Source organism: Hominisplanchenecus murintestinalis (genome assembly GCF_943193015.1).
GTDB lineage: Bacteria > Bacillota > Clostridia > Lachnospirales > Lachnospiraceae > Hominisplanchenecus_A > Hominisplanchenecus_A murintestinalis.
Genome location: NZ_CALPCM010000036.1, coordinates 1 through 20,738, shown reverse-complemented (window position 1 = coordinate 20,738; position 20,738 = coordinate 1). Strand labels below are relative to the sequence as shown.

Annotated in this window: 22 protein-coding genes and 1 pseudogene; 8 read left to right on the top strand and 15 right to left on the bottom strand. The window is 44.3% G+C overall.

Annotation, left to right across the window (positions count from 1 at the left end; genetic code table 11):
- Window positions 1–25 precede the first annotated feature (25 nt).
- From NFR99_RS11510 to NFR99_RS11495, 4 genes and pseudogenes are all read right to left on the bottom strand, one after another.
- On the bottom strand, window positions 26–277 hold the full coding sequence (locus NFR99_RS11510) for a DUF6870 family protein (RefSeq protein ID WP_022741022.1): 252 nt from the start codon (window positions 275–277) through the stop codon (window positions 26–28).
- An 84-nt stretch (window positions 278–361) separates the two neighbouring features.
- Window positions 362–547, bottom strand: a complete 186-nt coding sequence (locus NFR99_RS11505; protein ID WP_147407919.1) for a hypothetical protein — start codon at window positions 545–547, stop codon at window positions 362–364.
- Between the two features lie 243 nt (window positions 548–790).
- Window positions 791–1,039 carry a helix-turn-helix domain-containing protein gene (locus NFR99_RS11500; protein ID WP_251353666.1) on the bottom strand — a complete coding sequence of 83 codons (249 nt, stop codon included), beginning with the start codon at window positions 1,037–1,039 and terminating at the stop codon, window positions 791–793.
- Window positions 1,023–1,463, bottom strand: a pseudogene (locus NFR99_RS11495) (RNA polymerase sigma factor). Before NFR99_RS11495 ends, NFR99_RS11500 begins: the two are co-directional and overlap by 17 nt.
- 528 nt (window positions 1,464–1,991) lie before the next feature.
- On the opposite strand from NFR99_RS11495, the gene NFR99_RS11490 reads away from it, so the two are divergent.
- Window positions 1,992–2,339 (top strand): helix-turn-helix domain-containing protein, encoded by a 348-nt coding sequence (locus NFR99_RS11490; RefSeq protein WP_016300151.1) that lies wholly within the window; start codon window positions 1,992–1,994, stop codon window positions 2,337–2,339.
- A 99-nt stretch (window positions 2,340–2,438) separates the two neighbouring features.
- On the opposite strand, the gene NFR99_RS11485 is transcribed toward NFR99_RS11490, so the two are convergent.
- Entirely contained in the window at window positions 2,439–2,774 is a 336-nt protein-coding gene (locus NFR99_RS11485) for a hypothetical protein (protein WP_251353665.1), read from the bottom strand.
- Window positions 2,775–2,953: 179 nt separating this feature from the next.
- Between NFR99_RS11485 and NFR99_RS11480 the strand changes: the two genes are divergently transcribed.
- Window positions 2,954–3,211, top strand: a complete 258-nt coding sequence (locus tag NFR99_RS11480; RefSeq protein WP_251353673.1) for a helix-turn-helix domain-containing protein — start codon at window positions 2,954–2,956, stop codon at window positions 3,209–3,211.
- 19 nt (window positions 3,212–3,230) lie between these two features.
- Here the strand turns inward: NFR99_RS11480 and NFR99_RS11475 are convergent, their stop codons facing one another.
- From NFR99_RS11475 to NFR99_RS11455, 5 genes are all read right to left on the bottom strand, one after another.
- On the bottom strand, window positions 3,231–3,665 hold the full coding sequence (locus NFR99_RS11475) for a winged helix-turn-helix domain-containing protein (RefSeq protein ID WP_251353664.1): 435 nt from the start codon (window positions 3,663–3,665) through the stop codon (window positions 3,231–3,233).
- A gap of 103 nt (window positions 3,666–3,768) precedes the next feature.
- Window positions 3,769–4,815, bottom strand: coding sequence for a helix-turn-helix domain-containing protein (locus NFR99_RS11470; protein WP_251353663.1), 1,047 nt, complete (start codon window positions 4,813–4,815; stop codon window positions 3,769–3,771).
- A gap of 131 nt (window positions 4,816–4,946) precedes the next feature.
- On the bottom strand, window positions 4,947–6,308 hold the full coding sequence (locus NFR99_RS11465) for an MATE family efflux transporter (protein ID WP_251353672.1): 1,362 nt from the start codon (window positions 6,306–6,308) through the stop codon (window positions 4,947–4,949).
- A gap of 117 nt (window positions 6,309–6,425) precedes the next feature.
- A complete protein-coding gene (locus NFR99_RS11460; protein WP_016221903.1) occupies window positions 6,426–6,689 on the bottom strand; it encodes a metal-sensing transcriptional repressor in 264 nt (87 codons plus the stop codon).
- 11 nt (window positions 6,690–6,700) lie between these two features.
- Window positions 6,701–9,283 carry a heavy metal translocating P-type ATPase gene (locus NFR99_RS11455; RefSeq protein WP_251353662.1) on the bottom strand — a complete coding sequence of 861 codons (2,583 nt, stop codon included), beginning with the start codon at window positions 9,281–9,283 and terminating at the stop codon, window positions 6,701–6,703.
- Window positions 9,284–9,608: 325 nt separating this feature from the next.
- On the opposite strand from NFR99_RS11455, the gene NFR99_RS11450 reads away from it, so the two are divergent.
- Window positions 9,609–9,827, top strand: coding sequence for a heavy-metal-associated domain-containing protein (locus NFR99_RS11450; RefSeq protein WP_120438611.1), 219 nt, complete (start codon window positions 9,609–9,611; stop codon window positions 9,825–9,827).
- A 150-nt stretch (window positions 9,828–9,977) separates the two neighbouring features.
- Window positions 9,978–11,840, top strand: coding sequence for a heavy metal translocating P-type ATPase (locus tag NFR99_RS11445; protein ID WP_251353661.1), 1,863 nt, complete (start codon window positions 9,978–9,980; stop codon window positions 11,838–11,840).
- Between the two features lie 56 nt (window positions 11,841–11,896).
- Here the strand turns inward: NFR99_RS11445 and NFR99_RS11440 are convergent, their stop codons facing one another.
- A complete protein-coding gene (locus NFR99_RS11440) occupies window positions 11,897–12,262 on the bottom strand; it encodes an ArsR/SmtB family transcription factor (RefSeq protein ID WP_016221898.1) in 366 nt (121 codons plus the stop codon).
- A gap of 145 nt (window positions 12,263–12,407) precedes the next feature.
- Here NFR99_RS11440 and NFR99_RS11435 point away from each other — a divergent pair, with 145 nt between their 5' ends.
- Entirely contained in the window at window positions 12,408–12,731 is a 324-nt protein-coding gene (locus tag NFR99_RS11435; protein WP_016221897.1) for an ArsR/SmtB family transcription factor, read from the top strand.
- 63 nt (window positions 12,732–12,794) lie between these two features.
- Here the strand turns inward: NFR99_RS11435 and NFR99_RS11430 are convergent, their stop codons facing one another.
- Entirely contained in the window at window positions 12,795–13,313 is a 519-nt protein-coding gene (locus NFR99_RS11430) for a nitroreductase family protein (protein ID WP_016221896.1), read from the bottom strand.
- Between the two features lie 146 nt (window positions 13,314–13,459).
- Here NFR99_RS11430 and NFR99_RS11425 point away from each other — a divergent pair, with 146 nt between their 5' ends.
- Window positions 13,460–13,822 carry a winged helix-turn-helix transcriptional regulator gene (locus tag NFR99_RS11425; RefSeq protein ID WP_160285241.1) on the top strand — a complete coding sequence of 121 codons (363 nt, stop codon included), beginning with the start codon at window positions 13,460–13,462 and terminating at the stop codon, window positions 13,820–13,822.
- 79 nt (window positions 13,823–13,901) lie between these two features.
- Here the strand turns inward: NFR99_RS11425 and NFR99_RS11420 are convergent, their stop codons facing one another.
- Window positions 13,902–14,930 (bottom strand): radical SAM protein, encoded by a 1,029-nt coding sequence (locus tag NFR99_RS11420; protein ID WP_330642194.1) that lies wholly within the window; start codon window positions 14,928–14,930, stop codon window positions 13,902–13,904.
- A 424-nt stretch (window positions 14,931–15,354) separates the two neighbouring features.
- Between NFR99_RS11420 and NFR99_RS11415 the strand changes: the two genes are divergently transcribed.
- Window positions 15,355–15,696 (top strand): plasmid mobilization protein, encoded by a 342-nt coding sequence (locus NFR99_RS11415; RefSeq protein WP_251353670.1) that lies wholly within the window; start codon window positions 15,355–15,357, stop codon window positions 15,694–15,696.
- The gene (locus NFR99_RS11410; protein ID WP_251353660.1) at window positions 15,645–17,018 is read left to right on the top strand and encodes a relaxase/mobilization nuclease domain-containing protein; all 1,374 of its coding nucleotides are present in this window, start codon (window positions 15,645–15,647) and stop codon (window positions 17,016–17,018) included. The genes NFR99_RS11415 and NFR99_RS11410 overlap by 52 nt, the downstream gene beginning before the upstream one ends.
- 680 nt (window positions 17,019–17,698) lie before the next feature.
- Here NFR99_RS11410 and NFR99_RS11405 read toward each other — a convergent pair.
- Both NFR99_RS11405 and NFR99_RS11400 read right to left on the bottom strand, forming a co-directional pair.
- Window positions 17,699–17,902 (bottom strand): transposon-transfer assisting family protein, encoded by a 204-nt coding sequence (locus NFR99_RS11405; protein ID WP_115624078.1) that lies wholly within the window; start codon window positions 17,900–17,902, stop codon window positions 17,699–17,701.
- Window positions 17,903–17,905: 3 nt separating this feature from the next.
- On the bottom strand, window positions 17,906–20,629 hold the full coding sequence (locus tag NFR99_RS11400; RefSeq protein WP_330642192.1) for a YodL domain-containing protein: 2,724 nt from the start codon (window positions 20,627–20,629) through the stop codon (window positions 17,906–17,908).
- Window positions 20,630–20,738: the final 109 nt, after the last annotated feature.

Here is a 20,738-nt window from a genome sequence, read left to right as displayed (position 1 = left end):
ATACGCAATTTCACTTGTGAAAGTTTCACATTGCACTGGCAGTTTTTAATATCAGCTCCTGCAGCCGATCCGTAAGTGTCACTGTTGTATCCTCAAAGCCAATCTTAACAACATATTCCCCATATCTATAACAGTAAGGATTCTTAATCTGTTCGAGATAGTCCTTAATCTGTCCTTCCCGGCTTTTCCTTTTATTTACTTCCACTTCTCTTATATCTGCAAGTTCCTCCCTTTTTACTGTCCTTACATCCACATTTTTCATTTCTTCTATGCTCAATATACATACACCTCTTTCACTTTTCCACATTCCATTATATTGACATCTGCTTGTCCTATATGTATCATGTCCCACGCCAAATCATTATTTTTTGATATGTTTATCAATGAAAATTCGTCTGTAAGATAAACTTTCATTGATAAACATATTAAAAATATCCTCACAGGTGACAGGCGGGAAACCTGCCCACATTGGACTTGCACCATCATCTTTTCTATGTGACTGACTTTCGCCAGAAGTATCATTATCACGAAACTGCTTCTTCGCCAATAGAATCCCCGCTTCCTATACAGGAAGTTTTCTACTCCAACACTGATATTTTTTCGCTCGTGCCTTTGCTTCAACATCATCAGATGCTTCTTCACTTTCAATTCCTTACCGGAACAGACAGTCCTAGCGTATCTGCTGCGTAGCTCCACAGTTTCTCACGTCCTGTGAGGTTATTGTATATTCAATTTTCAAGGTACACCGCTGTAAATCTGTCAGCTATGGAAAAGGGTAATTTACCGCCCTTTATACCGCTTCAAACGCCAGTATCTTTGTAATCAGCTTGGTTTCCAATCTCCGGCGAAGCGTTTCATCAATACAGAAATGAAGCCGCCCACTCTCGTCATACATCTTCCGGGTGGACAGGGAAATTATGTATCCTTCATAATGCTTTAACACTGTATTGATTGCCATTACGTCACCCTCTGATGCTGCCTTAATGATATGGAAAGGCAACAAATTTTTTTCTTCTCTGCTCTTACATCTCTTTTTCATCCGCTTTTCCCTCCATAATCTTCTTTAAAATCTCAAGCGAGCGTGTCCGGTCTTCATGGACTGTGCTGCGGACAAGGTTCATCTCCCTTGCGATGTCCGCATCACTCATCTCCAGAAAATAAGAAAGCAGTATCACATTCCGCTTCCGTTCTGAGAGAGCCTGTAATGCTTCCGCAATCAGGGCATCTTTCACCTCAATGTCATATCCATACACTGTGAAATGACTGTTTTCCACTCCATACTCATCCATAACAAACAACCGGTTCAACTCCTTTTCAGACAGTTCAGAGAACATGGCTTCATGCCGCCTGCGGTATTCTATATATCTGTAATAGCTGGCGGCTTCACCTTTGAGCTACATTTGACACAGACGGTCAAACTGATGCCGGATTGTCATTTCATCGTGGAAAGAAGGTTTCTTCATACGAGTTCACCTCCTCCCCCGTTGTGACGTGACAAAGGCATGAGCCTTTCCCCTTCCGCCTATATCTCCCCAACGGGGCATGGCGAATGTTCGGGTGGACAAAATTTTTCTTACGAAAATTTTTAATATATAAAAAACGCCCGGACAGGCAAAATGCCCGCTGGACGTTATTCATATCTGTTATTCTGTTTTTTCCACATGCTACGGGAGCGCATAATTCACTTGTCAGGGTGTATCCTGTCTTACTGCCTGTAAAACACCTTATAAAAGAGCCTTTCCACGCCCGAAGCCGGACAGGTTCATAAAGTCAAAAAAATATCCCTCAGACCGTTTAGAACACATAAATTCCCCTAAACGTACCCAAAGGATAAAAGCCACGCAAAAAACCTCTGGATACTGCGTTTTTTTATATGCAATATCCAAAGTCTTTTTATTCTTATGTGTGCATTATGCCCCTCTGATAAAGTGATTTATTAGTGCATTTTCAAAGCGAAATGTGCAATATACACTATACATGGAGGTGCATATATGGCAAGAAAAAAGAAAATTGACAAGGAAATGGGATTCCGTCTGAAGAAGGCTAGAACCGACCAGAAGCTGACCTATGAAGAACTGGCTGAAAAATCCGGCGTTTCCTCCCGCTATATCAAGGAAATCGAAAATCATGGGAACGTGCCAAGCATTGAAAAGCTAGGGCAGCTCATACGAGCCTTACATATTTCCGCCGATCCGTTTTTCTATCCGGACGCCCCGGCAGACAATCTTGACTACAAGCGTCTGCTGGTCTATCTGTCACAATGTACGGAGGAACAAATTACAACGATACTCGCTATTGTGGAAGCCTATCTTCGGACATACAAACATCCCAAAGAATAGAATATCCCCAACATCTGAATTTTTTCGTGAGTATTTCTGGATTTTTCTGAACCATAAGAAAAGGTGGCTCGCCTTCTGTCCTGCCAGCCACCTCTTTATCTAGCTACTGTATTTTTTAAGAAGCTCCTTTATCCGCATACGCTTTTTTATAATACCAAGTCCGTCAAGAACCTGTACACTGTCCACAAACCCCTGATAATATGCCCTCTGTTCCTCCTTATAATGGGCATGATCCACTGCATCCATATAATCCTCCAAAAACTCCCTGTCCTCTTTCGGCAGCTTGGAAAGATATGCTTCAAATGCCTTCTGCTTCTTTTTCAGTTCCCGGCTGGCTGCTTTTGCTTCCTCCGTCTGGACGGAATACTCCCTGTCCTCCGATTCGCTGCGCAGCTCCTCAAAGACATCCGACAATGTTTCAAAAACTTCATTCATGCTTGTTTCCACCTTTCTCTGTTAAAAATATTATTGTATTTTACAGGCAGTATTATCAATCCCTAATTCTCTTTCCACAAGATAATTCCCTTACACTTCATCTTTAGAAGTATATTATCAACAATATTTCGTAAAATCAATGGTAGGGGACTTCATCTTTAGAAAGTTGGTGGTAGGATATTAAAATCTATTGGAATAAGGAAAACAACTCCAAAAACCTAATCGGTCAAAGGGTTATGGAACTGCGGACGGAAAGAAAGCTATCCCAGAAAGCTCTTGCCGAACAGCTCCAGCTTGCCGGATATGAATTTAGCGACCTGACTGTTTTACGGATTGAAAAGGGAACAAGGTTTGTCCCGGATTATGAAGTGGTAGCTCTGGCAGAGTTTTTCGATGTATCCTGTGAATACCTTTTAGGCGTACAGGACAAAAAATAAGCAGCAATCTGTTTTCACATCACAGACTGCTGCTTAAATTTTTGTTGAACCGATAGCCAATGCCCCATACGGTCTGTATGTAAAGCGGCTTGCCCGGATTGTCCTCTATTTTCTCCCTTATGTGGCGGATATGGCTCATGACAATATTGTAATCGCCGGAATACGGCTCCTGCCAGATAATATCATAGATCTGCTCTTTACTGAATATCCTGCCAGGACTCTGCGCTAACAAATACAGTATTTCAAACTCCCTATTGGTAAGCATAACCTCCGCACCATGTATGACCACATTTTTCTCTGCTAAGTTCAGCTTCATTTCTCCGATACTAAGGTGTTTTTCCATTTGAAGCACATTACAGCCTTCAAAGCGGGGGCTTTCGCTTATAATCTGCAACATTCTCTGGCAGACTTCTTCCTCATCCTCCGAAAAAGACAGTATCATCACCTTACCCATTATAACCACCTGCCTAACACTGATAAACCAATTTGTCTTATCTTCATTCTAACCTCCAAAACAACCTCCCTTCCCATTATGCTATGCTGCTTCTCATTCCAGCTTATTCACTGGCATTTTGTTTGCGGTATTCTGCAGGTGTTATCTTCAATATATCCCGAAAAGCTGTTGAAAACTTGCTCTGGTTCTCATATCCCACCTGATTTGCGATCTCCGCTATTGTGCTTTTCGTCTGCCGAAGAAGCACAGCCGCCTGTTTCATGCGGTATTCTTTCATGTAAGTTCCGATAGGCTGTCCATAAATTCCTTTAAATGTGGCTTTTAAAGTAGCTGTATTGATAAGGTATTCTTTGGAAAGCTCCTCAATCGTAAAACGCTCCTGCAAGTTGGAAATTAACTTTTTATGGATTTCCTTGACAATCTCCACCTGCGGCGAAGTATACATTTCCCGCTGTTTCTCTTTTGTTACGTCCACCATGCAGAGGAAAAGAAGAAGCTCCTGCACCTTTAGCTTAAAATATGGCTTTTGCAGACAGTCCGGAACAGAATAAAGCTCCGAAAAGATATGCTCGATTTCATCCTTCGCCCGCATAATAAAGCAATTTCCATCTGCACAAAACTTTTCCTTAAATTCCAATATATCAATTCCGCTTTCTGCCAAAGTCTGCGGCGGATATTCTGATACCAGCTCCAAATTGATAACAACGGAAATTCCCCGGTAATGCTTTAATGGAAACGCCATTTCGGAAGCACAGTTATCCATTGTATGAATGGACATATCACCCTCCCCAAGATACAGACAGGAACCGCTTAACAATTTGCTTCCCTCACGCCCTTCTCTGCAATGGTTGATTTCCAATATATTCTTCCCAAGCGTACCTTCCCATTCACAGCCTGTTGCTTCAAAATCATTGTAAATAAGCTGTATGCCCGGATAAACCTGATAAACTGTCATCAGTCCTAAACCATCGGCACAATCCATTTTATAGACCGTACAATATCCGTCATTATCCTTCGGAATAACCGCAGACAGCCCTTTTGTGTTTTTCACTAAGTTTTCCTGCATGGCAGTCCTCTCTATTCCTTCTATACTGTTAATCTGTTCCGCCAGATGTTTTCTGGCATCCTCTATTATATATCTTTTCTTCATAATATACTGCTCCAATCGGTAGAATTTACACTCCAATTAGAATTATATTCTATCTCCACCGATTGTGCAAACAAAGAAAAGAGCCAATACCTTATCAGACAAAGTATCGGCTCAATATACATTTCCTCACTCTATTTTGTTTCCGGCATCTTGCGAAACTCTGAAAGCATCATCAAAACCGTAATCACAACCAGAACCGCATCGGTCAGGGCAATCGCAAGCCAGACACCACGAATCCCCATGCCGCCAATCATCGGCAAAACCACACAAAGCGGGATAAACAAAATAATCTGTCGGAACAATACCAGCCAAGTAGCCTTATTTGCCTTTCCTAACGACTGGAACAGCGTTACCGCAATCAGGAAACTACCCTGTAAAATATAGGTACTGAACATGATCCGGAAATTCGTTGCCCCCGAAGCCGCCACGCCCGGTGTTGTAATAAACATAGAAAGCACCTTATCCGGGAATAATTCAACCGGAATGTAGAACAGTAAGGACAACACTGTTGCCGCCGTAATGAATACACCTGTCAATTTCTTTACCCGGTCATAATCTTTCGCACCGTAGTTTGTCCCTGCGGCTGGCTGAAATCCCTGACTGATACCCCAAAGAGGAACAAACGAGAAGTTCCAGAAACGCAGTGCAGCTCCTAACAATATCTGCGAATTTTCCCCGCCATACACAGATGCCACACGATAAATCACCGTTTGCTGTACCAGTGTCAAAACCTGCATCAGCAAAGCAGAAACACCAACCGCCAGAACCTGCGGCAGTAATTCCCCGTCAATATGTATCCGTCCGATTTTTACATTTACGCTTTTCTTCTTAAAATACCATAATGTAATCACCGCCTGAATGAACTGTGAAAAAATCGTTGCATACGCAGCCGCTTCCACTCCCAACCCGTAAGGCTTTAAAACCGTAATAAAAATCGGATCAAGGATAATGTTCAGGATTGCCCCGCTTGCTATAATAGCCATTGCCTTTTTAAGCTGCCCTTCCCCACGAATGACCATATTCGCACTCTGGAAGAAGTTCACAAACAGGCTTCCTGCAAACACAATACGCAGATACTTTTCCGCATAGTTCAGGATATTGTCGCTTGCGCCTGCCAAAGATAAAAGCTGGCGGGTAAATACCATACCTATCACAGTATAAATAACGGACAGCAGAAGCACCATTGCAATCAGGTTTCCCATAATCTTTTTTACGGTGTCCTGATCCTTCTTTCCAATCGCACGAGATAGCACCGAAGCAGAGCCTACCCCCAACATCGCCGCTGAACCCGCATTGATGAGCGTAAATGGATAAGATACGGATACCGCCCCCATTTGCGCTGCGCCTACCATCTGCCCTACAAAAATGGAATCCATCATGTTATAAAGTCCTACAACCACCATGCCAAGAACCGCAGGTATACTAAGCTCCAGCATGAGGGGAAACGGACTTTTCGTCAATAATTTTGTCCTTGTGTCAAGTGACTGTTTCATCATGTTTCCTCCTTATATCTATATTAGCCATGCCTAACCATATAGAGTATATTAAAAGTCAATCCCTTTTGTCTGCTCTTATCCGAAGGACTTTTGCTCCAATCGGAAATATCTGCTCTATTGCACCATTTTTTCCAATAGCTGCAACGCTTCCTCCAGTTTCGGGTTTTCCGCATCGGTCTGTAACGCTTCCCGGACACAGTTACGGATATGTGCCTGTAAAATCTGTTGGTTAGCACTCTTTAATAATGCCTGTGTCGCTAAAAGCTGATTTGATATATCCACGCAGTAACGATCTTCCTCTATCATTTGCAGGATACCGTCTAACTGACCTTTCGCAATTTTCAGTTTATGGGTGACATTTCCTTTTTTTGCTTTCATAGGCAACCCGGCTATTGAACACTTATGAGCTGATAACCAGCATCTTCAACCGCTGTTTTCAGCCTGTCCTCTGATACCGCATGGCGCATCTGTACCAATGCTGTTTTTGTTTCCAGTTGCACATTGACATCCGAAACACCCTCAATCTCCATTAACGCCTTAGAAACGTGTTTTACACAGTTCCCGCAAACCATTCCTTCAATCTTCAATAATTTTTCCATGTTCTTTTCTCCTTCACCTTTTTTTGATAAAATTATCTGACTGCTGTTATATGTTTCTTCCTGTTCCGGTCTTGCAAGATGCTTTGCTTTGAACCAGCGAAGCCGCAAGGCATTTGACACCACAAAGACAGAGCTGAAACTCATTGCAAAGGCTCCGATCATTGGGTTTAACTTCAAGCCGAAGGACAGGTAAAATACCCCCGCCGCAACCGGAATACCAATGATATTATAGATAAACGCCCAAAACAGGTTTTGCTTGATGTTGCGGATAACCGCCTTGCTTAACTGGACAGCGGTGGACACGTCCAAAAGGTCACTTTTCATCAATACAATATCCGCTGATTCAATCGCCACATCCGTACCTGCCCCGATAGCAATTCCTACATCTGCCCTTGCAAGCGCAGGCGCATCATTGATGCCATCCCCAACCATAGCTACCTTCCTGCCCTTTTCCTGTAAACGCCGGATTTCCTTTTCCTTATCCTGCGGGAACACTTCGGCAACCACCCGGTCTACGCCCACCTGCTTTCTGATTGCTTCCGCAGTCTTGGCATTGTCCCCAGTAAGCATGACAACCTCCATTCCTAAGCCGGATAATTCCTGTATTGCCTGCTTACTGGTAGGCTTTACCACATCTGCCACAGCCACCACACCGATAAGCTGTCCACCCCTTGCAAAGAATAATGGTGTTTTTCCGTCCACAGCCATTGCTTCCCCAAGCTGGAGCAGCGCACCTCCCTCTATGCCCTGTGCAGACATCAGGCGGCGGTTTCCGGCAAGGCAGATAACATTTTGGATTTCTCCCATAATCCCCTGTCCCGGAATCTGCTTAAAGTTATTTACAGGCAGAAAACCTAAAGCATTCTTTTCTGCTTCCTCCACAATCGCATCCGCAAGTGGGTGTTCCGACATTTTTTCCAGAGAAGCGGCAACCTGCAGGAGTTCATTTTGTGAAATCCCCTCTTTTACAAGCACATTCGTTACCACAGGCGTTCCCTGTGTGATTGTCCCGGTCTTATCCAAAACGACCGTATCAATGTTATGCGCTACCTCCAGAGCTTCCGCCGACTTAATCAAAATGCCATTTGATGCCCCCTTCCCTGTGCCTACCATGATTGCGGTAGGTGTTGCCAATCCAAGTGCGCAAGGACAGGATATAACGAGAATAGAGATACCAATAGAAAGGGCAAATTCAAATCCATACCCCGCAAGTAGCCATACTATAACCGCAATTAAGGCAATGCTGATAACCACCGGAACGAATACCCCGCTGACCTTATCCGCCATCTTTGCGATAGGCGCTTTGGAACTGGTTGCTTCATCCACAAGCCGCACGATCTGTGCCAGTGTGGTATCATCCCCTACTTTTGTAGCCTGCATTTTAAAATAACCGGATTTATTGATTGTTGCACCGATTACTTTATCCCCGGTCTGCTTTTCCACAGGTATGCTCTCCCCGGTCAGGGCTGATTCATCCACAGAAGAAACGCCTTCCACGATAACCCCGTCTACCGGAATGGACTCCCCCGCTTTTACAACTAAAATTTCTCCTGCCTGTACTTCCTCTACCGGAACCTGTATTTCCATTCCGTCCCTCTCCACTGTGGCGGTCTTGGGCGCAAGGTTCATCAGTTTTGTAATGGCATCGGAGGTCTTTCCTTTTGCACGAGCTTCTAATGTCTTACCCAATGTTATAAGTGTCAGAATCATACCAGCGGATTCAAAATACAAATCCATCATAAAGCTGTGTACGGTTTCCATATCGCCATGCCCGAACCCTATGCCGATTTTATAAATGGCATAGATGCCATAGACGATTGCCGCCCCGGAGCCAATGGCAATCAGGGAATCCATATTCGGTGAACCATGAAACAGCGTCTTAAAACCCATACGGTAATATTTAAAGTTGATAAATACTACCGGAATCAGCAACAGGAACTGCGTAAATGCAAAACTCATCGCATTTTCCATGCCGAGCAGCCCCTCCGGAAGTATCCACCCCATCATATGCCCCATAGATATGTAGAACAATGGAATGGTAAACAACGCCGACAGAAGCAGCCGCTTTTTCATCTGCGCATATTCTTTCTGTGCTGTGTTTGCTTCCGGTTGCGCTGTTCGCTTCGCAGAAGCGTTTACAGTCTGCCCCTTATTCTGAACCGATTTGGGAAATGCCCCGTACCCGGCTTTTTCAACTGCCTGCACAATTCCCTCCGTATCCAAAACAGACTCATCATAAGAAGCAACCATACTGTTTTTTAGCAGGTTTACAGATACCTCCTGTATCCCCGGCAGCTTCGCCACGCTTTTCTCAATTCTTGCAGAGCAGGCGGAACAGGTCATACCCGTAATGTCAAATTGCTCCTTTTGCAAAATTATCCCTTCTTTCTTTTCTATATTTGTAACAGTTTGTTGTACCCCTCCCCCGTAGGGAATTGGGCTGTTACCGTTTATCATTATAAACACCCGATTTTCCTTTTGTCCGCTCTGAAAAGGAGCTTTTTTTATCCGAAAAGAAATTTCTTTTTTTGCAAAAATCCAATCAGGAGGTTTTATGCTCCAAAGAGGAATACCGACTTCAAAACCATTGACTTATAGCCGATTGGTGGCTATACTTTGCGCTGAACGATTAAACATTTCTTTAATTGTTCAGCCATGCCAAACCAACAAAAACATTTTAGAAAGGTGGATTATTCCCATGAAAAAAACAATCAAACTTATCGACTTGGATTGCGGTCACTGTGCAGATAAGATTCAGAACGCAGTACAGAAGATTGACGGTGTAACCAGTGTATCCGTCAACTTCCTCGGTCAAAAAATGGTACTGGAAGCACCCGATGACAGGTTTGACACCATATTGAATGAAGCAAAGGCACTGATTAAAAAAATCGAGCCGGACGTAACGGTAAAAGCATAAAAACTCAGGCATAACCGTTAGGTGGCATCTGTCAAAAGTATCGTGTTCTTTGACGGGCATGATGCGGCACGAACCGGACACCGGCTGTCATTTCTGGCATCCGGTGTTTTTTCAAAACGAAAATGCCTGAATTATGAAAGGAGTATTCTAATGACACGAAAACAAAAACATTTATTGATCCGCATTATTGCAGCGGCAGTCCTGTTTCTTGCAGGCAGTCTGCTCCATCTTCCAGAGCAGGTGGAAATGGGCATATTCTTAGCCTGTTATGTAATAATCGGTTGGGATATTGTCTGGAAAGCCATTACAAACATATTAAGCGGTCAGGTATTTGACGAAAATTTCCTGATGACGATTGCAACGATTGGCGCACTGATTTTAGGGGAACATTCAGAAGGCGTAGCAGTTATGCTGTTTTATCAGGTAGGGGAATGGTTTCAGTCTTATGCGGTTTCCAAATCCCGTAAATCCATTGCAAGCCTAATGGACATCCGACCGGATTACGCAAATGTGGAACGGGACGGGAAACTGGTACAGGTTGATCCAGAAGAAGTTTCTATTGGAAATACCATTGTTGTAAAACCCGGCGAGCGAATCCCTCTGGACGGTATCATTATAAATGGCGTTTCTGCTTTGGATACCTCTGCACTGACTGGAGAATCCATGCCTCGTGAAGTTGCTCCGGGTGCGGAAGTCATCAGTGGCTGCATCAACCAGACAGGTATTTTATCTATCCGCACAACAAAAGAGTTCGGAGAATCCACCGTAGCAAAAATTCTTGATTTAGTAGAAAATGCAAGCGATAAAAAAGGAAAGACAGAGAATTTTATCACACGTTTTGCACGTTACTACACCCCGGCAGTGGTATTTGCAGCTTTGGCTCTTGCCATATTGCCGCCTGTTATCACTGGTCAGTCCTTTAGCATATGGATTTATCGTGCTTTGACGTTCCTTGTAATCTCCTGCCCTTGTGCGCTGGTAATCTCTATCCCGTTAAGTTTCTTTGGCGGCATCGGCGGCGCATCGAAAATCGGTGTCCTTGTAAAAGGCAGTAATTATCTGGAATCCTTAGCTCATGCTGAAATGGTTGTATTTGATAAGACAGGCACACTCACAAAAGGCTCTTTTGCAGTCAGTGAAATCCATCCTATTGGCATGGACGAATCACAGCTTTTAGAGCTTGCCGCATACGCAGAGGATTACTCCAACCACCCTATTTCTGCTTCTATCAAAAAAGCCTATGGCAAAAAAATCGTACAAAACCGCATATCCGATGTTCAGGAAATTGCAGGTCATGGTGTACAGGCAGTCATAGACGGAAAGAAAGTCCTTGCGGGAAACGCAAAACTCATGGAACGGGAACATATCCGCTACCAGCCTTCCGGCGCTGTTGGAACAGTGATTTATCTCGCCTGTGACGGAAAATATTCCGGTTCCATTGTCATAGAAGATGAAATCAAGCAGGACGCTCCGTCTGCAATCCGCCAGCTCAAATCCTCCGGCATACGGAAAACGGTTATGCTTACCGGAGATGCTGACGCAGTAGGGCAGAAAGTTTCGGGGCGTCTTGGACTGGATCAGGCTTATACCGAGCTGCTCCCCGCCGACAAAGTTGACCGGGTAGAAGCACTGTTAAGGGAAAAAACAGAAAAAGGCAAACTTGTCTTTGTCGGGGACGGAATCAATGATGCCCCCGTACTGGCAAGGGCAGATGTCGGTATCGCTATGGGTGGTCTTGGCTCTGATGCCGCTATCGAAGCCGCAGATGTGGTCTTAATGACAGATGAGCCTTCAAAAATTGCCGCAGTTATGAAGATTGCCCGAAAGACAATCCGCATCGCAAACCAGAACATTGTATTTGCTTTGGGAATTAAGTTTTTAGTGTTGATTTTAGGAGCTTTAGGATATGCCAATATGTGGGCGGCGGTATTTGCCGATGTTGGTGTTTCCGTTATTGCAATCTTGAACGCAATCCGGGCAATGCGGGTAAAAATATCCCCCGTTTCTGATTAAAGTCAATTTAAAAACACAACAGAAATGCGCTACACCCCACAAGGTAGCGCATTTTCTTAAATATCGGTTGGACAGGACATTTCAAACAAAGCATCTATGGAACGGTGCAGCAATTTCGCCTGTGGCGTTTTAGACAGAGAATAGTATACTTCCTTTCCTTCCCTCCGGCTTGATATAATCCCGCTTTTCTTTAAAGCCCGAAGGTGGTGCGACACAGCAGGTGCGCTCATACCAACAGCCGCCGCTATATTGCAGACACATTCCTCACAATGGCATAACAGCCACAAAATCCGCAACCTTGTAGGATCGTCTAATTGCTGGAACAAAAACGCTATATCTTTGAACCGTTCTGCAGGTGGAATCTTATCTAGGACTTTCTCAATATTCTGTCCATGATTGTGAGGTAAGTTATAGTGTGGCATTTAACCACCCCCTTCCAGATAAAATTATGATACTCATATACCTATGGTCTGTCAAACAGCTTATACCTTGTCGTGCAACGCCCACTCCGAAGGAGTATGGATTACGGAATGCCCGAAAGGGTATACATAAGATTGGAGCAACACTATGAATCAAACAAACAAAACAATTTTTTCTGTCCCCAATTCTTCCGAACTGGAACAATTAACAGAATTACACAAAGCAATGGGCGATTACACCCGAATGAAAATACTCTGGCATTTGATGAAGCAGGAATATTGTGTGAGCGAACTTGCAAAGAAAATCGAAGTCACTGAATCTGCTATATCCCATCAACTACATGAACTTCGCATTGCAAGGTTAGTCCGTTCACGCAAGGAAGGCAAAAAGGTCTTTTACAGTATTCAGGACGAACACATTCAATGGATTTTGGAAGAAACATATGCGCATATTTCTGAACGGTATCCATAAAAGACAACGGACAGTACGCTGTGCGCACTGCCCATTATGTTCAAATATTTGCAATCGCTCCCATTACAGATTTTCGTAGGATACTAACTGGTTTATCGGAATACGCATCTCCGAATGGCGTTCCGGATCAGCGGCTTCTTCATCCGAATAACCAACCGCAAGGATATTGACGGGTTCCAGATTTTCAGGAAGTCCAAATTCCCTGCGGATAACATCCGGCTTGAAATAGCAAATCCATACAGAGCCAAGTCCCAACTCCGTAGCCTGAAGCATCATGTGGTCTGTCAGAATGGAGGTATCAATATCACCTGTCTGCTTCTTATCAAACGGGCGCACCCATGCCTTTTCATGGTCAGCGCAGACGATGATTGCCAGCGGCGCACCGTAAAGATTTGCCCCCTGTCCTATTTTTTCAAGTCCCTCTTTGCTTTGCACCACAATCAGATGCACAGGCTGGAGGTTAGCGGCGGTTGGAGCTACATGGGCAGCTTCCAGAATCTTATCCAGTTTTTCCTTTTCCACCGCCTGATCTGTGTAGCTGCGTACAGAGAAACGCTGTTTTGCAATGTTTAAAAAATCCATAGTATCAAGTCCTTTCTTATGTTATATTTAGTATGCCAAACCAACTGACAACTCTATTGTAACGCTGAAATATAATTCCGCAAGATTGCACTTTTTTGATAGATACTTTCAAAAAAGATAGCACCCTTGCAGTTAGGAGAACCAAAATGAAAGCAGAACAAAAACAATTTAACTGTCCCGTAGAAGCTACCCTGTCCCTGATTGGAGGGAAATATAAACCGCTGGTATTGTGGCATTTAAAATCACAGCCATTACACTACATGGAACTGCAACGCCTTATCCCAAATGCAACCCCCAAAATGCTCTCCGGTCAGCTCCATGATTTAGAAGATTGCGGCATGATAAACAGAGAAGTGATTCCTGAAAAACCGCCTAAAACAATCTACTCTCTTACTGCCTTTGGGAAAAGCATCATACCTGTACTGAACGCCATGTGTGATTGGGGAACAGCATATTTGGACGGATTGGATATACAGCCCGTATGCTGTCCTTCCCAAAGCAAAAAATAATTATTTTATTGACTATCCTTATGACAAAAAAGAACCTGCACAGCAAACTTGAAACAGCTATGCGGGTTCTCTTATTATCCTAAATCTGTGATTGCCTGACATAATTACAAAGTCTGGTGAAATCTACCTGCGGATTTTTCTGTAAAATCTTCTCCATACATTCCTGTGCTTTTTGATACTGTTTAGGCTTTTTCAAATCATCCAGCATAAAGAAAATGTTAAGCCGCCTGCCTACAATGAATAGAAGTTTTTCATCTTCCGGCAATCCTAAAAATTTATTTATTGCAGACAGCATTTCTAATTTATCTGTCCGCAAATTCCCTCTAATCTCCAGCAACAGGTTGATGATATGTTCATTCACATAATAGCTGTCCATTTCAAGCAGCTTCTCCAAGAATAATTTCTGCTCTATCATAATTTCTTCCTCTGACTGTAATGTAAAAGAACCTTCCTGAACAAACTCCCACATTTTGGACTCCGGCTTTATTCCGGTTGCATGGACACGAATAAAATCCGGCTGAATCATGTTCAGCGCATCCGCTGTCTGGATTGCATTTTCCTCTGAATGTTCCTTTCCACCAATCCCAAGCAATATAAACTCTGATAATATCATGCCTGCGTCTTTTGCCATACACCCGCTTTTCACAACTGTATCTGCATGAAAACCTTTATTGATAAGCTGTAATATCTTATCCGATCCGGTTTCCATTCCACAGTACAAATGGTTCAGTCCGGCTTGCCGAAGCTCCTGTAATTCTACCGGGCTTTTTCGTGTGATACTGTCTGCACGAGCATAGGAAGTTATATACTCCAAATCAGGAAAATACTTATTTAGCGCATCCAAAATACGGAGCAGATAATCCGTTTTTAATACCAGCGCATCCCCGTCCTGCAAAAAACATGATTTGAATTTTCTTCCCTGATATAATGCCGCCTGTTCCTTAATATCCTGTATGGTATCTTCAATCGGACGCATGGAAAAATTCATAGATTTGTATAGTCCACAAAAATAGCACTTATTCCAATGGCATCCTCTGGTCACTCGGACAAGCAGGCTTTCACTCTCTGACGGCGGACGAATTGAGCCAATTTCTATATTTTTCATCATCCCATATCCTTTCCTTCTTATTCAGACTTAAAAATAACATTCTGCCGCTGTCAATACAAGAACGCACTTTTTAGGTAGCAACTACCCTATATGATAGTATGAAAGAGCTTAAAGCGACACACCCTCCGGGAGTGTCGAAAGACAAGAATAGCAAGCACTGCCTATGTACGGACACACAGGCAAAATTCCCCATACTTCCCTACCGTCCGTATGATGAAATTTCCATAGGGAAGTATCCCTAACCCTCTTTGCTTTTCTTTCCTCTTTTTCTCTGCAAGTCCTTGACCTTCTTCCGCAGATTTGCTACAATAACACATGGATAATTCTATCCAAAACAACTGAACAGACACGAAACCAGACTGTTGTAAACCGAACAAGTTACAGCAGTTTTTTTATGCCCAAATTTAGAAAGGACGATGTAAAAATGGCAAACAGGATACGCACCAACCGGAATGAATTTCACTTAGATGACAAAGAGCAGTACATCCTTGATGAGAAGTTTAAGCTGTCCGGCATGAAAAGCAAATCGGCTTTTATACGGAAGCTGATTTTATACGGATATGTCTATGACGTGGATTACAGTTTTTTGCGGGAATACAATACGGAACTGGGGCGAATCAGCTCTAACCTGAACCAGATTGCAAAGAGGATTAACAGCACAAACCACGTCTATCAGGAAGATATGGACGAAGTAAAGGAGTTGATGAAACAGGTATGGCAGTCACAAAAATCCATGCTATCACAGCAACCGTTGATAAAGCGGTAGCCTACATATGCAACCCGGACAAGACAGATGAAAGCATCTACATTTCTTCCTATGCCTGTGCGCCGGAAACCGCAGCGATTGACTTTAAATATACCTTAGACCACTGCCGGGAAAACAGCCCCAATAAAGCCTATCATCTGATACAGGCTTTCGCTCCCGGTGAGGTCAGCTTTGAGGAAGCGCACCAGATCGGGAAGGAACTTGCCGACAAGGTTTTAGAGGGAAAATTTTCTTATGTTGTCACCACACATATTGATAAAGGTCACGTCCATAACCATATCATTTTCTGTGCTGCTGACAACATAGAACATGACAAATACCATGATTGCAAGCAGAGCTATTACCGCATCCGAAAATTAAGTGACGAGCTGTGCAACGAGCATAACCTTTCCGTCATTATCCCCGGTGGGGAGCGTGGTAAAAAATACAACGAATGGCAGGCAGATAAAAGCGGGACAGCATGGAAAACGCAGATAAGAAAAGACATCAACGCCGCCATAAAAGCATCGTCTACCTATGAAGAATTTCTGCTCCTGATGCGGGCGAAAGGCTATGAGATAAAAGGCGAAACTTTTGGGGAAGACGCCCTCAAATTTATCTCCTTCCGTCCACTTGGCAAAGACCGTTTTGTGCGTGGCAGCATCAAGTCACTCGGAAAGGAATACACGAAGGAGCGCATCAAAGAACGGATTGAATTAAAGCGGGAGCGAAAAGCAGTTATCCCGAAAAGGGATTACGCAAATAAGAGATTAATTGACACCTCTGATGAGAAATTTCAGAACAGTCCGGGGCTGCAGAGGTGGGCGGCGGTAGAGAATTTAAAGATTGCGGCACAGGCATATAATGAAGCTGGCTCTATAAAAGAACTGGAACAGAAAATCGCCACCACAGCCGCCACCGGGAAGGAAGCAAAGCAGACTGTCCGCAAGCTGGAGAACCGCATCAAAGACCTTGCGGAAATCATCAAATATGCGGAGCAGTACAAGGCAAATAAAGCGTATCATATCGCCTATAAGAAGTCCAAAAATCCTGACGCTTATTTCCGTAAGCATGAGAGCCAGATCATCCTTTATGGCGGCGCAAGGCGTATGCTGGAACAGGCGGGCATCCCCTTAAAAGGCTTGAACATTGACAAGCTGAAAGCGGAATATCAGGAGCTGACCGCACAGAAAAAAGAACTGACCGTCACATACAAAAATTGTGAAAAAGAGCTGAAATCGCTGAACCGGAAACTGGAGAACCTGAACCAGTATTTAGGGCGCACAGAGCCGACAAAAAGCGCACAGGAACAGCCTGACCGGGATAATAACCCTTCCCGGTAATTCCCTGTCTGAAAAAGGCTTTAAAAGCAAAAGAGCATCGTGGAAATGTGCATAACTCCCCATTCCGCTATGGACAACACCATTCACAGCATGTGGAAAAGCAAAGGGCAGCTTTCCCACATCCTGCAAACAGTGTTGCCCACAGCTCCATAAAACGGGAAGTTATACACATTGCCCACAATGCCGAAGGCGACGGAATCCCACCCATTTCTTCCTACCTTGTTATAAAAAACAAAAAAATTCCTTGCAGACAAGACCATATTCCTGTAATATAGTCTACAAATCTGCAAAAAAACAGGAGTGCCGAAGCACCCCCATTCCCTAAACCCTCTTGCAAAATTCGCAGTGTTGGTTTATAATCATCTTAGAAGCCGAAGGATATTAGCGTGTCCGACGGTTGCACAATCGGAAACTTATAAAGCGTAAAAAATACGGATTACAAGGCTATCCTCTATGGCAGTAGAAGATAGCCTTTTCCGTTACTTGCGGTTGTGTTTATTGTCTATGTATGTCAAGGCTGCAAAAATCACCAGCACCAACGTAAGCACTTCTAACGTATTCATACCGACCTCCTTTCCGTTTCCAGAAAGGACAACCGCAGACTATCCCTACTCGTTCTAATCTGACTAAGAGAATTATAGCACGTTATGTCGAATAATGCTATAAAAGATTTGCGTCAATCACTCCGCCGCTTCCAATGCCACCTCTGTAAATTCCGCATCGCTCATGGTTTCCAGTTTCCCTAAAACCTGTCCGGCAAGCTCCACCATGTCACTGTCCTGTATATGGGGAATCACATTCTTTATATCAGCAATCATGCCCGTCCTGTCCTGCCCCTCAAACACACACATCAAATTGATTTCTTCCACTGTAAATTTATCCATCGCTTATATCTCCCTCTCTGATTTTTTCTCTGTTCCCTTTTCAGGGACTTCCTTATCTGACTTATCCCTCTGCTCGATGACCGCTTTTTTCTCCGCCAGTTTTTCCTTTATGGAAATTCTGCCTGCTTGCTTTTCTTCTTTTGGCTTCTCATTGTTCAGGACGTTATCAATCATGTTATAGTTACATTCTTCCAGTTCCTCAATCTTTGCAAGCGGCTTGTATTCCGCCAGCTTATCTAACAGCTCCTTCGCCTTCCTTGCGGTCTGTACGCCCTCACTGTCATCAAGCTCCGTCCCTTTCCCGAAAATATCCGTCATGCCTTCCCAGATACTGTCTGAAATGAGCGCATTGAGGAAATCATTCAGATACCCGGTATTCCCGTTCCTGATGTCCTCTGTGATGTTCGCTATTTGCGCTTCCCTGTCCTCCACTGTCTGATTGTACTGAACAGTGTCGTAGTTGTAGGAAAGCTGGTCTATCTCCGCAGCAAGGAAAGCCGCCTGCCACTTCTCCAGGGAACCCCTAACCTCCATATCCGGCAGCTTGTCGATCAGCTCCGCAATGACCTCCACCGCCTTCGGATTGTCCGTAATATCCGGCACATAGTCCAGAATCTCCAAATCCGCAACTCTGCCCGAAACAATATCCATCTGCGTGTCCTCATAGCTTTCTGTCCCCTCTGTATGGATATTGATGCCGATGCTTGGGATACCGTTCATCCTCTCCGGCGGTATCCGGTTGAAAATGGCGATTGCTTCCTCCACGCCTGCGATATTCTCATGGTATTCTCCGAAATTATGAAACTCCCCGCACTCCGCCACTGTAAGGGTAACAGCCGTCTGTTTTCCCTCCTGTGCCTGCTCTGCGGCTTTCTCCTGCATGGCGGCTCGTTTTTCCTCAAGATAGGCTTCCACACCCGGAAGATATTCCCCAAGCGTCCCAGTCTTGCCCTCCGTAATAGGATTGATGTCTACCTTAACGCCGCCGATTGTAAAACCGTCCTCGTTAAAGGCATTGAACAGGTCATCTTCGCTTTCCCTTCCCCGGTACTCCACCACCACGTCAAGGTCAGAAGCAGCTTCCTCCAAACCTCTGCACCGGCTTCCGGATACTGCTACATCAACAAGCTCTATATTTATCCCATACTCGTCAATTTTGGACTGCAAATAAGCGTAGACACTCAGCTCTATATCCTCCTGTGTCTGCCCGTTGATGCCATGAAATAATTCCTCTGTCCTGGCTTTAAAATCTGCCACCGCCTTACGTTCCTCCGCATCCTTCCGGATACGGTTTTCAATCCCATGTTTTGCTTCCTGCTCCGCTTTCTCTGTCAGTTCGTCATAATCAATCGGTATCAGTTCATCGTCAGTGCGGATACTGCCCTCCAGACTGCTCCTGTGCATAGGCTCTTTCAAATCCGTCACAATCTCGTCAAGTGCCTGTCTGATTGTTATGTCCGGATTGTCATATACGCCCCCGTCCAGTTCCCGGTAGTTCATATCATAAATGGTGTAATCATATCCCTCAGTGGCTTCCTGAATACTGATATAACGGTCTGCCAGACGGAAGGCAAGCTCTGTTTCTTCTCTGCCCATTGTCTGGCTTTTGGTGTCTATGTACGGATTTTCCCACTCCGTAAACGGTACATCTTCCACGATATGCTTCTGGTTAGCTGTGGGCATGAGGTGTTCCATTTTCCCCTGTTCATAGAGGGCATCAAACCTGTCCATATAAAGGGAAATATCGTCAAGACCGCTGCTCTTTAGCTGGTACTCAAACCGCTGTTTCACAAAATCCTTGATTTCCTCCGGTGACATTTCCCGGTGAACCCGTACCTTGTCAAAGCCGACCTCGTGATTTAAAGTCTGCAAATCCTCCATGAAGCGGCTGCTTTCCTCTGCCGTCCTGCTGTGCGTAAAATCCAGTGACAGACAGTTTTCATGGTTTCTGACGTGAATCAGGTCAAATTCGCTGCCATTGACGCTAAATCCCAAAGTTGCCCTCGCCATATCCGGCTTGTCCTCTGTTTCCTTTCCCCGGTACTCTGTGAATTTCGCCATTGCTTCCGGAAGGCTCTCAAAACGCTCCAGCCTGCTTTTTTCCGGGCTGTTCTCCGCCCAGGTGGATAAATCCTCAATGACATAATAGGAAACTTTGTCATTGTCCGGCTCTGCCATTGTATTTTCTGCCGCTGTATGTTCTGCCGCTGCTTCTGCCGGGATTTCCGCTGTTTCCTCCCTGACCGCATCTTTTTCTGTGCTGATTTCCGCCGATACCGAAAGCTCCTTTGTAAACTCCGGTATCTCCCTGTAACCAACGGAATCCACATAATGGCTTGTGTTTTCCCCGTCCTGATGCAGCACCACCACATCGCTTACGGAAAGGGAATGCCCGGTAAAATCTGCCGGGTGGTCTATGTTGAACTTGGTATAAATATCCTCAAGGCTCATGCCCTCCGTAAGCTCCCCGGTATAGACAAGGGTGTAATTCTCTCTGGGAACCGGAATACCTTCTTTTTCAAGGTAATCCATATCCATAAAGCGAATATCCCTTGTTTCCGCTGAATCTTTAAGCTGATAGATGCCATACCTTCCCTCATTGCCATATAAAAGCTGTGCTTCCCGGTTAGGCTCGCTGTCCTCCAATTCCTGCTTCATGGACTGGTATTCCTTATAAGCGTTCCAATCGCCTTTTTCCACGCCGAACAGCCCGTCATGCTCCTGCAATGCCGCCCTGTCCTCTACAAGCGTTTCTGAACTGAGATGGTATAATAAAGTTGTAACACCAAACAGGAAATAAATGATATATTCAATATAATGAAAAGGAAGGTGTTAC

Excerpts from the sequence above, each read along its gene's own strand:
- NFR99_RS11500 (WP_251353666.1), bottom strand. The coding sequence starts at position 1,039 with ATGAAAAAGAGATGTAAGAGCAGAGAAGAAAAAAATTTGTTGCCTTTC.
- NFR99_RS11485 (WP_251353665.1), bottom strand. The coding sequence starts at position 2,774 with ATGAATGAAGTTTTTGAAACATTGTCGGATGTCTTTGAGGAGCTGCGC.
- NFR99_RS11420 (WP_330642194.1), bottom strand. The coding sequence starts at position 14,930 with ATGATGAAAAATATAGAAATTGGCTCAATTCGTCCGCCGTCAGAGAGT.
- NFR99_RS11490 (WP_016300151.1), top strand. The coding sequence starts at position 1,992 with ATGGCAAGAAAAAAGAAAATTGACAAGGAAATGGGATTCCGTCTGAAG.
- NFR99_RS11460 (WP_016221903.1), bottom strand. The coding sequence starts at position 6,689 with ATGAAAGCAAAAAAAGGAAATGTCACCCATAAACTGAAAATTGCGAAA.
- NFR99_RS11475 (WP_251353664.1), bottom strand. The coding sequence starts at position 3,665 with ATGGGTAAGGTGATGATACTGTCTTTTTCGGAGGATGAGGAAGAAGTC.
- NFR99_RS11445 (WP_251353661.1), top strand. The coding sequence starts at position 9,978 with ATGACACGAAAACAAAAACATTTATTGATCCGCATTATTGCAGCGGCA.
- NFR99_RS11430 (WP_016221896.1), bottom strand. The coding sequence starts at position 13,313 with ATGGATTTTTTAAACATTGCAAAACAGCGTTTCTCTGTACGCAGCTAC.
- NFR99_RS11410 (WP_251353660.1), top strand. The coding sequence starts at position 15,645 with ATGGCAGTCACAAAAATCCATGCTATCACAGCAACCGTTGATAAAGCG.
- NFR99_RS11450 (WP_120438611.1), top strand. The coding sequence starts at position 9,609 with ATGAAAAAAACAATCAAACTTATCGACTTGGATTGCGGTCACTGTGCA.
- NFR99_RS11415 (WP_251353670.1), top strand. The coding sequence starts at position 15,355 with ATGGCAAACAGGATACGCACCAACCGGAATGAATTTCACTTAGATGAC.
- NFR99_RS11405 (WP_115624078.1), bottom strand. The coding sequence starts at position 17,902 with ATGGATAAATTTACAGTGGAAGAAATCAATTTGATGTGTGTGTTTGAG.
- NFR99_RS11425 (WP_160285241.1), top strand. The coding sequence starts at position 13,460 with ATGAAAGCAGAACAAAAACAATTTAACTGTCCCGTAGAAGCTACCCTG.
- NFR99_RS11470 (WP_251353663.1), bottom strand. The coding sequence starts at position 4,815 with ATGAAGAAAAGATATATAATAGAGGATGCCAGAAAACATCTGGCGGAA.
- NFR99_RS11440 (WP_016221898.1), bottom strand. The coding sequence starts at position 12,262 with ATGCCACACTATAACTTACCTCACAATCATGGACAGAATATTGAGAAA.
- NFR99_RS11435 (WP_016221897.1), top strand. The coding sequence starts at position 12,408 with ATGAATCAAACAAACAAAACAATTTTTTCTGTCCCCAATTCTTCCGAA.
- NFR99_RS11465 (WP_251353672.1), bottom strand. The coding sequence starts at position 6,308 with ATGAAACAGTCACTTGACACAAGGACAAAATTATTGACGAAAAGTCCG.